Raw genomic sequence first — 14311 nt, forward strand, 5'->3', positions numbered from 1 at the left:
TGGAACCACCTGATCCCTTCCCGAACTCAGAAGTGAAACGATGCATCGCCGATGGTAGTGTGGGGTTTCCCCATGTGAGAGTAGGTCATCGTCAAGCGCCTAACACCCAGCACCCCCGCTCAGTTCACTCTGGCGGGGGTGTTGTCTTTGGGGCGAAAGAAAGTCGAACGGAGTCTGGGAATGCCGTTGCTGAAACTGCTGAGTGATGGAAAATTTCATTCCGGCGTCGAGCTTGGTGAGGCCTTGGGCGTCTCCAGAAGTGCCATCTGGAAGCGGCTGAAGACGCTGGAAGATGACCTGGGCGTCGAGGTGTTCAAGGTGCCGGGCCGGGGTTACCGCCTGGAAGAGCCCCTGTCGCTGCTCGATGCCGAGCGGATCGCCCAGGAGGGCGGCTGGCCGGTAGCGGTCCTGGCTTCCATCGACTCCACCAATGCCGAAGCGCAACGGCGTCTGCATCAGCAATTGCCTCCATTCGCCTTGCTGGCCGAGCATCAGCAGGCTGGCCGCGGCCGTCGTGGGCGCGCCTGGGTCAGTCCCTATGGCAAGAATCTTTATCTCACCGCCGTGGTATCCAGTCAGGGCGGGATCCAGAAGCTGCAGGCCCTGAGCCTGACAATGGGCCTGGCGGTCATCAGGACGCTGCAACAGCTGGGCGTCGAGGATGCCTGCCTGAAGTGGCCCAACGACGTCCTGGTGCGTGGCCGCAAGCTGGCCGGCATCCTCATCGAATTGTCGGGTGATCCGCAGGACGTCTGTCAGGCCATCATCGGCATCGGTATAAACGTCAACATGCGTCTGGCCGACAACATCGATCAGCCCTGGATCTCCATGGCCGAAGCCCTGGGTGGTCTGCAGGATCGCAACCAGGTTGCCAGCCTGATGCTCCGGGAGATCGATAACCTGTGGCAGATTCACCGCCAGGCCGGATTCGCCGCCCTGCGCGACGAGTGGGAGCGTTATCATGGCTGGCAAGGTCGAGCGGTAACCCTGTCTTCGGGGGTTCGCTGTATTCAGGGCACAGTGGCAGGAGTTGCCGAAGATGGGGCTATCCTCATGCATGTAGACGGTCAGACACAGGCCTTCAGCGGTGGCGAATTGAGCCTGAGCCTAGATCATGATTCTTGAACTCGATTGCGGTAACAGCCTGATCAAATGGCGACTGCTTGCCTCCGGCGCCGAAGTGGCCGCTACGGGCATCGTCGACAGCGACGAGGCCCTGGTGGCGGCCTTGTCCCAGCCGGATACACCGCCACTGGCGGCTTGTCGCCTGGTCAGCGTGCGTAGCGACGAAGAGACCCAGCAACTCAAGGAGCTGCTGACCGCTACCTTCGGCATTCCCTGTCACCAGGCCGTCCCGGTCGAGGCCTGGAATGGCGTACGTAATGGCTATCGTGATTATCAGCGCCTGGGCATGGATCGCTGGCTGGTGATCCTGGCCGCGGTACGGCTGGCAGAGGGAAAGGCGTGCGTGGTCCTGGATCTGGGCACCGCGGTCACGGCCGATCTGGTCGACGCCCAGGGCGAGCATCAGGGAGGGTTCATCTGTCCGGGGATTCCGTTGATGCGTCGGGAACTGCAGACCCATACCCGGCGGATCCGCTACGATCCACATTGGGCCAGTGGTGAACGCTACGAGGCGCCGGGACGCACGACCAGCGAGGCCGTGGAGCGTGGGTGTCTGTACATGCTCAAGGGATTCGTCCGTACCCAGTACGAACTGGCTCAGGAGATGTTCGCCGAAGGTTGCGAGATCTTTCTGACCGGGGGTGACGCGGAACTGGTCAAACATGTCGTTCCGGGCGCGCGAATCGTGCCCGATATGGTGTTTGCTGGATTGGCTTTGGCGTGTCCGCTCGAGAACGAATGATGCGTTGGTTGTTTCTGCTATTGGTGGTACTGAACGTTTTCTACTACATATGGCACCAACAGCAGGTGCCATTGCTGGGTAAGGAAATCGCCCCTCTGGCGCTGTACAAAGGCGAGCGTGAAAACATTCGTCTGTTGAACGAGACGGCATCTGGTGACGCTGCACGGCGTCAGTGACGGCGGTACCCTTCGATGAGGAGCGAAGATGCTGACGCTAGGTAATCTCAGCCTGTTACTGGGCGCAGTCGGCATTGGCCTGTGGTTCTGGCACGCCCACGGCATTCGCGAACGGGCGCTGTTGCTGGCCGAGCAGGAGTGTCGTCGCCGCAAGGTCATGCTGCTCGATGGCGCCGTGGCCTTTTCCCGCTTTCGCTGGCTGGCCGATGCCAAGGGGCGCAAGCGCCTGGCGCGGTTGTTCGCCTTCGAGTTCACCGTGACGGGCGAAGAGCGGCTCGATGCCTCTCTGGCCCTGTTCGGCAAGACCCTGGCCAAGGTCGAGTTCGCGCCCTTCCTGGTACCCGAGGTCGAGCGCCCGGCGGCAGATTCGGTGGTGGCTTCGGCCCCTGCCTATCAGGCCAAGCCCGAACACGGCCAGGTGGTCTATCTGGATCAATGGCGGCAGCGCCAGCGTACCGAGACCAGCAGGCGCCAAGAGCCGGAGTGATTTCCGGCGCTATCTCCTAAAGCTTTTCCTTCCGTAGTCCCGACGATCAGCTCCGGCTGGTCCGTTCCGGCTTTCCGCTTCTTTTCATGTGATCCCTGATGTTCAGCCCTCTCGTTACCTTTCCTGCACTCTATTTCGCCACTCTCCTTATGCTGGCCGGCTCTGGCCTCTTCACCACCTATATCGGTCTGAGACTGACCGGCGAGGGGGCGGGGGATCTGTGGACCGGCGCCCTGATGGCGGCCTACTACTTCGGACTGGTGTGCGGCGGCAAGTTCGGCCATCGGCTGATCGCCAGCGTCGGCCATATCCGTTCCTATGTGGCCTGCGCCGGTGCGGCGACGGTCACGGTGCTCATCCACGCCCTGATCGATGACCTGAACGTCTGGATCGCGCTGAGATTCGTCATGGGCGTGGTGATGATGAATCAGTACATGGTGATCGAGAGCTGGCTCAACGAGCAGGCGGAGAATCATCAGCGCGGCAAGGTGTTCGCCGGCTACATGGTGGCGGTGGACCTGGGGCTGGTGATCGGTCAGGCGCTACTGGCCTGGCATCCGCAACTCGACTACAAGCCGCTGCTGCTGGTCGCCATCTGCTTCGCCTCCTGCCTGATTCCTCTGGCCATGACCCGCCGGGTGCACCCGGCCAAGCTGGTGGCGGCGCCGCTGGAGATCCGTTTCTTCTGGCAGCGGGTACCCCAGTCGCTGGTCACCATCTTTACCGCGGGCCTGCTGGTGGGCGGCTTCTATGGCCTGGCGCCGGTATTCGCCAGTCGCAGTGGCCTGGACACGGCGCAGTCGAGCTTCTATGTGGGGTTGTGCATCGTCGCGGGCTTCTGTGCCCAGTGGCCGCTGGGCTGGCTGTCGGATCGCCTCGATCGTTGCAAGCTGATCCGCGCCAATGCGGTGTTGCTGTGCCTGGCGGCGGTGCCGCTTTGGGGGCTGATCAGCTTGCCCTATCCCTGGCTGCTGGCCGCGGGCTTCGTCTCGGGAATGCTGCTGTTCACCCTCTATCCGCTGGCCACGGCCTTCGCCAACGACCACGTCGAGCCCGAGCGGCGGGTGGAATTGTCGGCGATGCTGCTGACCACCTATGGCGTCGGTGCCTGTATCGGGCCGCTGCTGGCCGGCGCGGCCATGGAGCATTTCGGCCCCGGCACCTTCTATGTGCTGACCTCGGCCTATGCGCTGATCCTGATCGTCTTCGTGCAGCCCCGGTTCGTCAGTGGCGAGCACCGGCTGGACGCTGCGCCACTGCATCACGTGGCCATGCCGGATTCTGTGAGTCCGATGGCAGCGGCGCTGGATCCGCGCATCGACGAGGTGCCGCAGGAGATGGTGGTGGAGGCCCCCGCCAGCATTGGGCCGGGTAGCGAGAAGACCTGATTAGGCGAGCCCGGCGCAAGGCCGGGCAGGAAGGGACGGGTAGGACTCAGGCCTGACGGGTCTGGCCGGCCCTGATCAGGCGGTCGAGGGTCTGGGCCGAGCCATTTTCGGCCAGGGCGTCATCCTGCAGGCGATGCTGCTGGCGGTCGATGAGTCGACCCATGGGGCGCTGGCTGGATTCTTCGGCCACTGCATCGTCACCGAGACGCTGTTGCTGGTCTTCGATCACCTGTCCCAGGGGGCGCAGGCTGGATTCCTCGGCGATCCGACGTTCCTGCAGCTGGCGTTGCTGCTGCTTGATGACCCCACCCAGGGGACGCAGGCTGGATTCTTCGGCCAGGGTACGTTGCTGCAGGCGCTGCTGCTGTTGCTTGATCAGCTGGCCCAGTGGGCGTTGGCTGGATTCCTCGGCGATCTGGGTGGCAGCGTTCGGGGTGAAGGCGAAGTCCTGGGCGAAGGTGTTAAGAGCCAGGGCGGTCAGGGCGAAACCGAAGGCGATACGCAGGTTCATGGTGGTGTCCTCTGGGGAAACTGTGCTGGAGTGCGTTCAGTATCCCGAGCAGGACCGCCCAGAAAAAATAGACTGGCCAGATAGTGACTATCAGCGCCGTCGATGCCTTTCAGAAAGTCTCTAGCTTCCCGTCGATGATTGCTCCTTTTCCGCTTCGCTCAGGTGAGCGCCGCCGAACAGTTCGCGCAAGGCGGCGGCGTAGTCGCGCGTGCCTATCACCATGCTGTTGGAGTGAGTCCCGCCGGGGATCAGCAGCAGGCGCTTGGGCGGCCGGGCCGCCGCATAGAGAGCCTCGCTGAAGCGAGGAGGCACATAGCGATCGTCGCCACCGTGGACGATGAGCACCGGGATATGGATGTCCGGGATCTTGTCCAGGGAATCGAATTTCTCCGACATCAGCCAGCGCAGGGGAAAGCGGGTGTCGACCACTGCTGTGGCGGCATCGGCCAGGGTGGTGAAGGTGGACTCGATGATCAGACCGGCCGCGGCGGGATAGTCACCGGTGGGATTCCCGTCGCGGGCGATGCGCCAGGCCAGGTCCACCGCCACGGCGCCGCCCAGGGAGTGGCCATAGAGGTATCTCTTGCGGGGATCGGGCTGCAAGCTCTGCAAGTACTTCCAGGCGACCCGGGCATCCTGGTAGACGCTGCGTTCGGAGGGCACGTCGCCCGGACTTTCGCCAAAGCCGCGATAGTCGATGGCCAGCACCGAATAGCCGAGTTGCCGCAGGGTGGCGATGCGCCGGACCTGGGCGGTGAGATTCCAGCGGGTGCCGTGCAGATAGAGAAGGGTGGGGGCGTCTGGCCGGCGGGCGGGCCACCACCAGGCGTGCAGGTAGTCGGTGCCGGTCAGGCCGTCCGGCACTGGCAGGTTGAACTGGCGGACGCCTTCCGGCACGCCGGTGAACCAGCTGGCATTGCCCGGTTCAATGCTGAACACCCACTGGCGTTCGCGATAGGCCAGTTCCGAGCAGCCATAGGGGACCCCGACCCCGACCAGCAGGGTGACGAAGAGCAGCGGGATCAGGCGGCGGCGGAGCAGGGTGGCGAGGGACATGGCTTTCTCTGGATACCGGAAGACGCAGGGTAGGGGCATCCGTCGCCTGGCGCGAACCCCCGTTTCGGTTGGACAGTCATCCTAGAGACAGCGACTGCAGTGACCCCCAATCCGAGGTGAGCCATGAGTGCGACGGCCAAGAAGAGCGATCCCGAACTCTGGGAAAAGGTGAAGAAAGAGATTACCAAGGGCGACAAGGGCGGCAAGCCCGGTCAATGGTCGGCGCGCAAGGCGCAACTGGCCTCCCAGGAGTACCAGAAGCGCGGTGGTGAATACCAGGGCGGCAAGGGCAAGGACAATCATCTGCAGCAGTGGACCGACGAGAAGTGGGACACCCGCTCCGGCAAGAAATCCGAGGACACCGGCGAACGCTATCTGCCGGAAAAGGCCCGAGACTCCCTGAGCAAGGAAGAGTACCAGCGCACCACGGCCAAGAAGCGCCGTGACACGCGCCGGGGCCAGCAGCATTCCAAGCAACCCGCCGATGTGGCACGCAAGACGGCCGCGGCGCGTGAGTCGGGCCTGGCCGGCCTGACCAAGGACGAGCTGATGAAACGAGCGGCGCGCCGCGAGGTGCGGGGGCGTTCGCGCATGAAGAAAGACGAACTGGTCAAAGCGTTGCAAAAGGCAGGTGAAAAATGAGCACCAAGAAGGCTTCCAACGACGACAAGAAAGACGACAAGAAAGAGGTACGCAGCGAGTTCAAGCAGGTGGTCAACATGACCCCGAGTCAGCTGCGTAAATGGCTCAGTGGCGACACCAGCAAGGGCGTGGGCATGACCAAGGGTGGCAAGAAGGTCACGGCGGCCAACGATGGCAAGGCGGTCGGCCATGCCATGGGCGAACGCATCCTGGAGCTCAAGGGCAAGCGTCAGGCTGAGCTGGAAGACGATGACTACCAGGCCATGCGCAAGGTCATCGGCTATGTGCATCGCCATCTCAAGCAGCGACCGGACGGCGACATAGAAGACTCGCGCTGGCGCAAGTCGCTGATGAACTGGGGTCACGACCCCCTGCGCGACAAGCGCAGCGCCTGATCCCGACGAACCGCAGCCCAGGCTGCGGTTTTTCTTTGGCAGAGAGTGACTGGCCGAATTTGTGGGCAACTGTGACGCCGCAGCGCGGACACAAAGGAGTAGGGTAGCCGCCTATCTATCTGAACGCGTTCAAGGAGTTGTCGATGGCACCCCGGGATCTGTTGCTGGCACTGGTCGTCATCCTGGCCTGGGGGGTGAACTTCGTGGTCATCAAGGTTGGCCTGCATGGCGTGCCGCCCATGCTGCTGGGAGCCCTGAGATTCTGCCTGGCGGCCTTTCCGGCCATCCTCTTCGTGCGCCGCCCCCAGGTCTCTTGGCGATTGCTGCTGGCCTACGGCCTGACCATTTCCCTGGGCCAGTTCGCCTTTCTGTTCTCGGCCATGTACGTGGGCATGCCGGCGGGCCTGGCCTCGCTGGTCTTGCAGGCCCAGGCCTTCTTTACCCTGGCCTTCGCCGCGACCTTCCTCGGGGAAAAGGTGCGCCGGGCGAGTCTGGCCGGGCTGCTGGTGGCGGCGCTCGGCCTGCTGCTGATCGGCACCGAACATGGCGTCACCATGACCCTGGCCGGTTTCCTGCTGACCCTGGCGGCGGCGGCCATGTGGGGGCTGGGCAACATCGTCACCAAGAAGATCGGCAAGGTGGACATGCTCGGTCTGGTGGTCTGGGGCAGCCTGATTCCGCCCATTCCCTTCTTCATCCTCTCGCTGCTGCTGGAAGGCCCGCAACAGATCACCACGGCGCTGACGTCGCTGTCGGGCGGGTCGGTCTTTGCCATCGTCTACCTGGCCTTTATCGCCACCTTGGTCGGCTACGGCATCTGGAGCCGGCTGCTGTCGCGTTATCCGGCCGGCCAGGTGGCGCCCTTTTCGCTGCTGGTGCCGGTGGTGGGGCTGAGTTCGGCCGCCGTGCTGCTGGGTGAGCAGATGACCGTTCAGCAGGAAGTGGGCGGCGTGGCAGTCATGCTCGGGCTGTTGATCAATGTCTTTGGCGGCCGCTGGCTGGATGCCCGGAGCAAGGCGTCGCCCAGTGCATGATATTGCACGATCATAAATGATTGTGCATGATGTGCTGGTCCTCCTGGAGTATCAGCATGAATGCAGCAGCCGTCCACCTTCCCGAAGAACGCCAGGCCGCGATCCTGGCCCTGTTGCGCGAACAGGGCCGGGTCCTGTCGGCTGAACTGGCCGCGACCTGGGGCATTTCCGAAGACAGCGTGCGTCGCGACCTGCGCGAACTGGCCCGCCAGGGCCTGTGCCGTCGGGTGTACGGTGGGGCGCTCTCGCTGCTGACGCCGCCGGAGGCGCTGCCGGCGCGTATCGGTCAGGACGAGGCGGCCAAGCAGACACTCGGGCAGGCCGCGGCCAGGCTGGCGCAACGGGGGCAATTGCTGCTGCTGGACGCCGGCTCGACCAACCTGGCCATCGCCCAGGCGCTGCCCACGGATCTCGACCTGACCGTGGCCACCAATGCACCGGTGATCGCCGCGGCACTGCTGCAGCGCCCGGGGATCCGGGTGTTGATGATCGGCGGCCTGGCCACGCCGGAGTCGGGTGCCTGCCTGGGCGCCCGGGCGCTGCGTGACCTGCGTGGCGTGCGCGCCGACCTGGCCTTTCTCGGGACCTGCGCCCTGGCGGTGGAGACCGGCGTGACCGGCTTCGACCTGGAAGAAGCCGAATTCAAGGTGGCCGTGGCCGAGCAGAGCAGCCAGGTCGCCGTCGCGGTGACCGCCGAGAAGCTCGACAGCGTGGCCTTCTATCACGTGCTCCGACTCGATCAGCTGAACCATCTGGTGCTGGAACCGGGGCTGAGCGAGGAGCGCCTGCAGCCCTATCGTGACGCCGGGCTGCAGCTGCATTCGCTCGATCGCTAGACTCGCGCCCAAGGATCGCCATGACCTCTGCCGTATTGCGTCGCCAACGTCGCGCCACCTTTACCGTCTTTCTCGCCAACGGTTGCGGGATCGGCGGCTGGGCGGCGGCCATTCCCGAACTCAAGCGCGATCTGCTGCTGGGCGACGGTCAGTTGAGTCTGGTGCTGCTGGCAGTCGCCCTGGGCGCCCTGCTGACCATGCCCTTCGCCGGGGTGCTGGTACCGCGCCTGGGCGGGACCGGACGCCTCACCCGCCTGAGCATCCTGGCCTTCGTGCTGGTGCTGAGCTGGCCCGGGGTGGCGCCGTCCCTGGGCTGGCTGCTGCCCTGCGCGCTGCTGCTCGGCGCCTGCAACGGGCTGATCGACGTGGCCATGAACGCTCATGCCAGCGATGTCGAAAGCCGCTGGAACGGCCCGCTGATGTCGTCCTTCCACGCCGCCTTCAGCCTGGGTGGATTTCTCGGCGCCGGCCTGGGGGCGCTGGTGCTGCACCTGGGCGCCTCGGCGCTGGCGGTGCTGCTGACTGCTGCCCTGGTGGCGCTGCTGCTGGCGCTGCCCGCCGCCCTGGCCCTGGACGAAGGTGATCGCAGTCCGGTGAGTCAGGCCCTGCGGCTACCGGATCGGCGGGTCCTGGCGCTGGGACTGATCGCCCTGGGCTGCCTGATGTTGGAGGGCGCCATGACCGACTGGAGCGCCGTCTACCTGGGCCAGGTGGGCGGCGCGAGTCCGGTGGTGGCGACCCTGGGCTATGCGGCCTTTTCGCTGACCATGCTGGTGGGACGGCTGTTCGGCGACGGTATCCGCGGCCGCTTCGGTGGTCCCCAGGTGATCGTTGGCGGGGCCCTGCTGGCGACCCTGGGACTGGCGCTGGCGGTCCTTCTGCCGGCGCCCTGGACCGCCATCCTCGGCTTCGCGCTGGTCGGCCTGGGGCTGTCCAATGTGGTGCCGGCGGCCTTCAGCGCCGCTGGCCAGGTGGCCGAGACGCCGGCTGCGGGTATCGCCATGACCGCCACGGCCGGCTATCTCGGTTTCCTGCTCGGCCCACCGCTGATCGGCGCCGTGGCGGGGCAGGTGGGCCTGCGTGGCAGTCTGCTGCTGCTGACCCTGATCGGGGTGGCGGTGGCGCTGCTCGCCCTGCGCCAACGTACGGCATGATGGCTGTCCAGGGAACCCCGCTGCGCTGAGCAGACCCAAGAGGGAACGGAAATCCAAGGAGGCGGCCATGACGCGCCCACGCAAGATCCTCGCCTGGCTGCTGGGAATCATCCTGCTGCTGTTCGTCCTGCTGGTGGTGGTGCTGGCCACCTTCGACTGGAATCGGCTCAAGCCGACCCTCAACGAGCAGGTGTCGAGCGCCCTGCACCGGCCCTTCGCCATCGAGGGCAACCTGGGGGTGGTCTGGCACCGCGAGCCGGATCAGGGCGGTTGGCGCGCCTGGATTCCCTGGCCGCACATCGCCGCCGAGGACCTGACCCTGGGCAACCCGGATTGGGCCAAGGAAAAGACTTTCGTCCACCTCGACCGGGTGCAGTTGCGGATCTCGCCGCTGGCCCTGCTGGCCAAGCAGATCTATATCCCGCGCATCGACCTCAGCGGACCGGTGGTCAATGCCCAGCGACTCGCCGATGGCCGCAACAGCTGGACCTTCGCGACCGTCGAGAAGGACCCCAAGGCCGAGCCTTCGGCCTGGACCGTCGACATCGGCACCATCGGCTTCGACGCCGGCCAGGTCGGCTTCGACGATGCCCAGACCGCTACCCGGCTGCGCGCGCGGATCACCTCCCTGGACGCTCCCATCGCCTATGCCGATCTGGTGGGCAAGCAGGGCACTTCGCGCCAGCGCTCCACCGTCAGGCAGACCCAGCCCTTCCAGTTCGCCCTGGCGGTAGAGGGCAGCTACAAGCAGGTGCCGGTCAGTGGCCGTGGCCAGATCGGTGGCCTGCTGGCGCTGCAGGACGCCGATGTGCCTTTCCCCATCCAGCTCGATGCCCGGGCGGGCGAAACCCGTGTTCAGGTCTTTGGCACCCTGACCGATCCGCGGCGCCTGGGCGCCCTGGATCTGCACCTGGTGCTGGAAGGCAAGAGCCTGGCGCAGCTTTATCCGCTGACCGGGGTCACCCTGCCGGAGACGGCACCCTATGCCACCGACGGCCATCTCACGGTCAAGCTCAACGATCCGGCGGGCGCCCGCTTCAGCTATGAAGACTTCAATGGCCGGGTCGGCAAGAGCGATCTGCATGGCGAGGTGCTGTTCACCGGCGGCAAGCCGCGACCCAAGCTCAGTGGCACCCTGCGCTCCGATCAGTTGCTGTTCGAGGACCTGGCCCCGCTGATCGGTGCCGATACCAAGGAGCAGCAGGTGGCCAAGGGCGAGACCAGCCAGCAGCCGGCGGACAAGGCGCTGCCGGTCTCCGAATTCCGCACCGAGCGCTGGCGCGCCATGGATGCCGATGTGCGCTTCACCGGCAAGCGCATCGTGCAGAACGCGCAGCTGCCGATCACCGATCTGAATACCCATGTGCGCCTGACCGATGGGGTGCTGCTGCTCGATCCCCTGCGCTTCGGCGTGGCCGGGGGCGATCTGAACACCACGGTGCGCCTGGAAGGCGACAAGACGCCGCTGCAGGGGCGGGTCGATCTGCACGTGCGGCGGGTCAAGCTGAACCAGCTGTTCCCCACCGTGGAGGCCATGAAGCGCAGCATGGGCGAGCTCAATGGCGATGCCACCCTGAGTGGCACCGGCAACTCGGTGGCGGCGCTGCTCGGCACCAGCAACGGCGAACTCAAGCTGCTGATGAACGACGGCCGTATCAGCCGCAGCCTGATGGAGCTGGCCGGACTCAATGTCGGCAACTACCTGGTCGATCGGCTGTTCGGCGATGACGAGGTGGAAATCAACTGTGCGGTCGCCGACCTCGACTTCAAGAAGGGCCTGGTGCAGCCCCAGGTCTTCGTGCTCGACACCGAGAACGCCCTGATCAACATCACTGGCACCATCAACCTGGCGAGCGAGCGCCTGGATCTCACCGTCGATCCGCACAGCAAGGGCCTGCGCATCTTCTCGCTGCGCTCGCCGCTCTATGTGCGCGGCACCCTGAAGAGTCCCTCGCCGGGGGTCAAGGCATTGCCATTGGCGGCCCGCGGCGCGGCGGCGGCACTGCTCGCCACCTTCGCAGCGCCGGCCGCCGGTCTGCTGGCACTGGTGGCGCCCAGCAACGAGCAGGGCGCCCAGTGCAGCGCCCTGTTGCAGCAGATGCGGGCAGGGCGTTGAGCTCGTGCGCCAGAGCCGGTTCGCGGTACTTGACAGACGACCGTTCGGCGGCGTCTGACGGGCGGAAAAGAACCGCTCTGGTTGCCCAGGCTCTATAGAAATAACCCGAGTCGGGCAGCCTTTTCGCGGAGATCCCTCATGCGTGACGACACCGATAGCCACTACGAAATCCACTACAAATTGCTGGGCGAAAGCTATACCGACCGTATCAGCAACCTGGACGTACCCATCACCGACGTGGTCCGCGAACTGGCCTGCCGGCACCTGGACGCGATCAACGACGAGCGCTTCCACCTCGCCGACATCGAGTCCGGTCAGGCGCTGGTGGCACTGCACGATGTCTCCATCCATCGCGTCGCACCGGAAGCCCCATGAAACGCCTGCTGAGCGGTGGATTGCTGACCATGACCCTGCTGGGCCTTGCGGCCTGCTCCACCGAGACGGTGGTGACCCTGCAGGACGGTACCCAGTACATCACCGAAGATAGGCCCAACACCAAGACGGCCGATGGCTTCTATGAATTCACCGATGTGGCGGGTCGTCATGTGCGGGTGAAGGCAAGCGATGTCGCCACCATCAAAGCGGAAGACTAGGCCTTGCCTGACCTTCGCTCGGTGACCTTTCAAACAAGTCCTTCCCAGGAGACTGCCATGCCCCGCGGCGACAAATCCACGTACAGCGACAAGCAGGTACGCAAGGCCGAGTACATCGAGGAGAGCTACGAGAAAAACGGCGTCTCCAAGGATGAAGCCGAAGCGCGGGCCTGGGCGACGGTGAACAAGCAGTCCGGCGGTGGCGAACAGAGTGGCTCCGGCAAGACCAAGAGCGGTACCGCCAAGCGCGCGGATCGCAAGGATTCCGCCCGGCGTGCCGTGGCGACCAAGCAGGGCCGGTCGCCCAACGGCGGGCATGCCGCGGCACGGTCTTCGCGCACTGGCAGCACCTCGCTAAGCGACATGACTCGCGATGAGCTGGTCAGGAAGGCGGCCGAGCAGAACGTTCGCGGTCGGTCGCGGATGAAGAAAGACGAGTTGATTCGTGCCCTGAGCTGAGGCATTCGAGATACGAAAAAGCCGGACAGTGTCCGGCTTTTCTTTGCCTGGCGTTTAGCTGGGTAGCAGACGGCAGGTGAGGCTCTTGATGTAGCGGGTCTCCGGAATGGCCGGGTGCACCGGGTGATCCGGGCCCTGGGCACCGCGTTCGAGGATCTGCAGGTTGCGATCCAGATGGCGAGCGCTGCCGAGCAGGATGTTCTGCAGGTCGTCTTCGGGCAGGTGCATGGAGCAGGACGCGCTGACCAGGATGCCGTCCTTGTTCAGCAGGCGCATGGCCTGTTCGTTGAGGCGACGGTAGGCGGCCTCGCCGTTCTTCAGGTCCTTGCGCTTCTTGATGAAGGCCGGCGGGTCGGCCACGATGACGTCGAATTTTTCTTCGCCGGCCTTGAGTTCCTTGAGCGCCTCGAAGACATCGCCCTCGACGCACACCAGCTTTTCCGCCAGGCCATTGAGGGTGGCATTGCGCTCCACGCCGTCGAGGGCAAAGCCCGAGGCGTCCACGCACATGACCTCGCTGGCGCCGAAGGCCGCGGCCTGCACGCCCCAGCCGCCGATGTAGCTGAACAGGTCGAGGACCCGCTTGCCTTCGACATAGGGCGCCAGGCGCGCACGGTTCAGGCGGTGGTCATAGAACCAGCCAGTCTTCTGGCCTTCGCGGACCGGCGCCTCGAAGCGCACGCCGTTCTCTTCCAGCGCCACCCAGTCGGGGACCTCGCCGTAGGCCACTTCCACGTAGCTGGAGAGGCCTTCGGCGGCGCGGGCGCTGCCATCGTTCTTCCACAGCACGCCCTGGGGTTTGAACACCTGCAGCAGGGCGGCGAGGATGGCGTCGCGCTGGCGCTCCATGGTGGCGGAAGCGATCTGTACCACCAGGATGTCGTTGAAGCGATCCACCACCAGGCCGGGCAGGAAGTCCGAATCGCCGTAGACCAGGCGATAGCAGTGGCTGCCGAACAGCCGCTCGCGCAGGCTCAGGGCGACCTTGAAGCGGTGCACCAACAGCGACTTGTCCAGCAAGTAGCCGGTGTCACGGGAGAACAGTCGGGCGCAGATCAGGTTGTTGGGCGACAGCGCCACCAGGCCGAGCGGCTTGCCGCTGGTGGTTTCCAGGATGGCCTGGTCGCCCGGTTCGAAGGCGGTGAGCGGTGTGGCGACGACGTCCACCTCGTTGCTGTACACCCAGAGGTGCCCGGCGCGCAGACGGCGGTCGGCATTGGCTTTGAGGCGCAGGCGAGGCAGGGTCATGAAGGTCTCCGGCGAAGGGGGCAAAAGCGCGGAATTATAGCGCAAAGCCACCCGCCTGGGCCGGCCGTCAGTCCCGCTGGCTGACCTCGATATCGCTCAGCCCGGCTTCCTGGGCGCGACGGGCGATGCTCGGCTGGGCATGGTGCTCCCAGGGCGCATCGACCACCACCTGGGGTTCCTCGACGTGCTTGATGAGCAACTGCAGCAGCGCTTCTTCCTCGGTGACCGGCGCGAAGCTCTCCAGCTCGTGGGTAAGGGGCTCGCCATTGAGGCGATAGCGGATCTGGTAGTGGTGCAGGGTCTGCATGGGGGTGCCTCGGTAGCGGGGGGATAACCGATGGACCCCGCG

Annotated in this window: 18 protein-coding genes and 1 rRNA gene; 15 read left to right on the forward strand and 4 right to left on the reverse strand. The window is 65.1% G+C overall.

Translation table 11 applies throughout. The features are described 5' to 3' along the window. The 6 genes from rrf to OMP44_RS24320 form a co-directional block, all read left to right on the forward strand. A 5S ribosomal RNA gene (rrf, locus tag OMP44_RS24295) occupies nt 1-97 on the forward strand; the annotation flags it as partial. An 83-nt stretch (nt 98-180) separates the two neighbouring features. Continuing rightward, nucleotides 181-1125, forward strand: coding sequence for a bifunctional biotin--[acetyl-CoA-carboxylase] ligase/biotin operon repressor BirA (gene birA / locus OMP44_RS24300; protein WP_280311529.1), 945 nt, complete (start codon nt 181-183; stop codon nt 1123-1125). After that, complete coding sequence (locus OMP44_RS24305; RefSeq protein WP_280311530.1) at nt 1115-1867, forward strand: type III pantothenate kinase; 753 nt, start codon at nt 1115-1117, stop codon at nt 1865-1867. Before birA ends, OMP44_RS24305 begins: the two co-directional genes overlap by 11 nt. Next, nucleotides 1864-2043, forward strand: coding sequence for a hypothetical protein (locus OMP44_RS24310; protein ID WP_037006863.1), 180 nt, complete (start codon nt 1864-1866; stop codon nt 2041-2043). The genes OMP44_RS24305 and OMP44_RS24310 overlap by 4 nt, the downstream gene beginning before the upstream one ends. 28 nt (nt 2044-2071) lie before the next feature. Then, entirely contained in the window at nt 2072-2530 is a 459-nt protein-coding gene (locus OMP44_RS24315; RefSeq protein WP_280311531.1) for a DUF3301 domain-containing protein, read from the forward strand. Between the two features lie 98 nt (nt 2531-2628). Continuing rightward, on the forward strand, nt 2629-3918 hold the full coding sequence (locus tag OMP44_RS24320) for an MFS transporter (protein WP_133862851.1): 1290 nt from the start codon (nt 2629-2631) through the stop codon (nt 3916-3918). A gap of 46 nt (nt 3919-3964) precedes the next feature. Here OMP44_RS24320 and OMP44_RS24325 read toward each other — a convergent pair whose 3' ends face one another. Further along, complete coding sequence (locus OMP44_RS24325; protein ID WP_133862852.1) at nt 3965-4429, reverse strand: hypothetical protein; 465 nt, start codon at nt 4427-4429, stop codon at nt 3965-3967. A 120-nt stretch (nt 4430-4549) separates the two neighbouring features. Then, nucleotides 4550-5485 carry an alpha/beta hydrolase gene (locus tag OMP44_RS24330; RefSeq protein ID WP_187978502.1) on the reverse strand — a complete coding sequence of 312 codons (936 nt, stop codon included), beginning with the start codon at nt 5483-5485 and terminating at the stop codon, nt 4550-4552. Nucleotides 5486-5608: 123 nt separating this feature from the next. Between OMP44_RS24330 and OMP44_RS24335 the strand changes: the two genes are divergently transcribed. The 9 genes from OMP44_RS24335 to OMP44_RS24375 all read left to right on the forward strand — a co-directional run bounded on the left by OMP44_RS24335 (nt 5609) and on the right by OMP44_RS24375 (nt 12714). Then, a complete protein-coding gene (locus OMP44_RS24335; RefSeq protein WP_187978503.1) occupies nt 5609-6127 on the forward strand; it encodes a hypothetical protein in 519 nt (172 codons plus the stop codon). Then, nucleotides 6124-6522, forward strand: coding sequence for a DUF3140 domain-containing protein (locus OMP44_RS24340; protein ID WP_158896396.1), 399 nt, complete (start codon nt 6124-6126; stop codon nt 6520-6522). The genes OMP44_RS24335 and OMP44_RS24340 overlap by 4 nt, the downstream gene beginning before the upstream one ends. Nucleotides 6523-6665: 143 nt before the next feature. After that, nucleotides 6666-7556 carry an EamA family transporter gene (locus OMP44_RS24345; protein ID WP_273863010.1) on the forward strand — a complete coding sequence of 297 codons (891 nt, stop codon included), beginning with the start codon at nt 6666-6668 and terminating at the stop codon, nt 7554-7556. Nucleotides 7557-7612: 56 nt separating this feature from the next. Next, the gene (locus OMP44_RS24350; RefSeq protein WP_273863009.1) at nt 7613-8392 is read left to right on the forward strand and encodes a DeoR/GlpR family DNA-binding transcription regulator; all 780 of its coding nucleotides are present in this window, start codon (nt 7613-7615) and stop codon (nt 8390-8392) included. Between the two features lie 20 nt (nt 8393-8412). Continuing rightward, nucleotides 8413-9546: an MFS transporter gene (locus OMP44_RS24355; protein ID WP_280311532.1), complete on the forward strand. Its 1134-nt coding sequence runs from the start codon at nt 8413-8415 to the stop codon at nt 9544-9546. Nucleotides 9547-9613: 67 nt separating this feature from the next. Next, nucleotides 9614-11662, forward strand: coding sequence for an AsmA family protein (locus tag OMP44_RS24360; protein WP_280311533.1), 2049 nt, complete (start codon nt 9614-9616; stop codon nt 11660-11662). Nucleotides 11663-11800: 138 nt separating this feature from the next. Continuing rightward, the gene (locus OMP44_RS24365; RefSeq protein WP_133862860.1) at nt 11801-12037 is read left to right on the forward strand and encodes a hypothetical protein; all 237 of its coding nucleotides are present in this window, start codon (nt 11801-11803) and stop codon (nt 12035-12037) included. Beyond that, nucleotides 12034-12255, forward strand: a complete 222-nt coding sequence (locus OMP44_RS24370; protein WP_280311534.1) for a YgdI/YgdR family lipoprotein — start codon at nt 12034-12036, stop codon at nt 12253-12255. The genes OMP44_RS24365 and OMP44_RS24370 overlap by 4 nt, the downstream gene beginning before the upstream one ends. 57 nt (nt 12256-12312) lie before the next feature. Continuing rightward, nucleotides 12313-12714, forward strand: coding sequence for a Rho termination factor N-terminal domain-containing protein (locus tag OMP44_RS24375; RefSeq protein ID WP_280311535.1), 402 nt, complete (start codon nt 12313-12315; stop codon nt 12712-12714). Between the two features lie 54 nt (nt 12715-12768). On the opposite strand, the gene OMP44_RS24380 is transcribed toward OMP44_RS24375, so the two are convergent. Both OMP44_RS24380 and OMP44_RS24385 read right to left on the reverse strand, forming a co-directional pair. Next, a complete protein-coding gene (locus OMP44_RS24380) occupies nt 12769-13962 on the reverse strand; it encodes a class I SAM-dependent rRNA methyltransferase (RefSeq protein ID WP_133862863.1) in 1194 nt (397 codons plus the stop codon). A 67-nt stretch (nt 13963-14029) separates the two neighbouring features. After that, entirely contained in the window at nt 14030-14269 is a 240-nt protein-coding gene (locus tag OMP44_RS24385) for a hypothetical protein (protein ID WP_187978509.1), read from the reverse strand. Nucleotides 14270-14311 lie beyond the last annotated feature (42 nt).

Source organism: Pseudomonas flavocrustae (assembly GCF_029872515.1).
GTDB classification, from domain to species: Bacteria; Pseudomonadota; Gammaproteobacteria; order Pseudomonadales; family Pseudomonadaceae; genus Chryseomonas; species Chryseomonas aestiva.

What these genes read in the sequence shown, in the direction of transcription:
- birA (WP_280311529.1), top strand. Translation starts at nt 181, where the DNA reads ATGCCGTTGCTGAAACTGCTGAGTGATGGAAAATTTCATTCCGGCGTC.
- OMP44_RS24305 (WP_280311530.1), top strand. Translation starts at nt 1,115, where the DNA reads ATGATTCTTGAACTCGATTGCGGTAACAGCCTGATCAAATGGCGACTG.
- OMP44_RS24310 (WP_037006863.1), top strand. Translation starts at nt 1,864, where the DNA reads ATGATGCGTTGGTTGTTTCTGCTATTGGTGGTACTGAACGTTTTCTAC.
- OMP44_RS24315 (WP_280311531.1), top strand. Translation starts at nt 2,072, where the DNA reads ATGCTGACGCTAGGTAATCTCAGCCTGTTACTGGGCGCAGTCGGCATT.
- OMP44_RS24320 (WP_133862851.1), top strand. Translation starts at nt 2,629, where the DNA reads ATGTTCAGCCCTCTCGTTACCTTTCCTGCACTCTATTTCGCCACTCTC.
- OMP44_RS24325 (WP_133862852.1), bottom strand. Translation starts at nt 4,429, where the DNA reads ATGAACCTGCGTATCGCCTTCGGTTTCGCCCTGACCGCCCTGGCTCTT.
- OMP44_RS24330 (WP_187978502.1), bottom strand. Translation starts at nt 5,485, where the DNA reads ATGTCCCTCGCCACCCTGCTCCGCCGCCGCCTGATCCCGCTGCTCTTC.
- OMP44_RS24335 (WP_187978503.1), top strand. Translation starts at nt 5,609, where the DNA reads ATGAGTGCGACGGCCAAGAAGAGCGATCCCGAACTCTGGGAAAAGGTG.
- OMP44_RS24340 (WP_158896396.1), top strand. Translation starts at nt 6,124, where the DNA reads ATGAGCACCAAGAAGGCTTCCAACGACGACAAGAAAGACGACAAGAAA.
- OMP44_RS24345 (WP_273863010.1), top strand. Translation starts at nt 6,666, where the DNA reads ATGGCACCCCGGGATCTGTTGCTGGCACTGGTCGTCATCCTGGCCTGG.
- OMP44_RS24350 (WP_273863009.1), top strand. Translation starts at nt 7,613, where the DNA reads ATGAATGCAGCAGCCGTCCACCTTCCCGAAGAACGCCAGGCCGCGATC.
- OMP44_RS24355 (WP_280311532.1), top strand. Translation starts at nt 8,413, where the DNA reads ATGACCTCTGCCGTATTGCGTCGCCAACGTCGCGCCACCTTTACCGTC.
- OMP44_RS24360 (WP_280311533.1), top strand. Translation starts at nt 9,614, where the DNA reads ATGACGCGCCCACGCAAGATCCTCGCCTGGCTGCTGGGAATCATCCTG.
- OMP44_RS24365 (WP_133862860.1), top strand. Translation starts at nt 11,801, where the DNA reads ATGCGTGACGACACCGATAGCCACTACGAAATCCACTACAAATTGCTG.
- OMP44_RS24370 (WP_280311534.1), top strand. Translation starts at nt 12,034, where the DNA reads ATGAAACGCCTGCTGAGCGGTGGATTGCTGACCATGACCCTGCTGGGC.
- OMP44_RS24375 (WP_280311535.1), top strand. Translation starts at nt 12,313, where the DNA reads ATGCCCCGCGGCGACAAATCCACGTACAGCGACAAGCAGGTACGCAAG.
- OMP44_RS24380 (WP_133862863.1), bottom strand. Translation starts at nt 13,962, where the DNA reads ATGACCCTGCCTCGCCTGCGCCTCAAAGCCAATGCCGACCGCCGTCTG.
- OMP44_RS24385 (WP_187978509.1), bottom strand. Translation starts at nt 14,269, where the DNA reads ATGCAGACCCTGCACCACTACCAGATCCGCTATCGCCTCAATGGCGAG.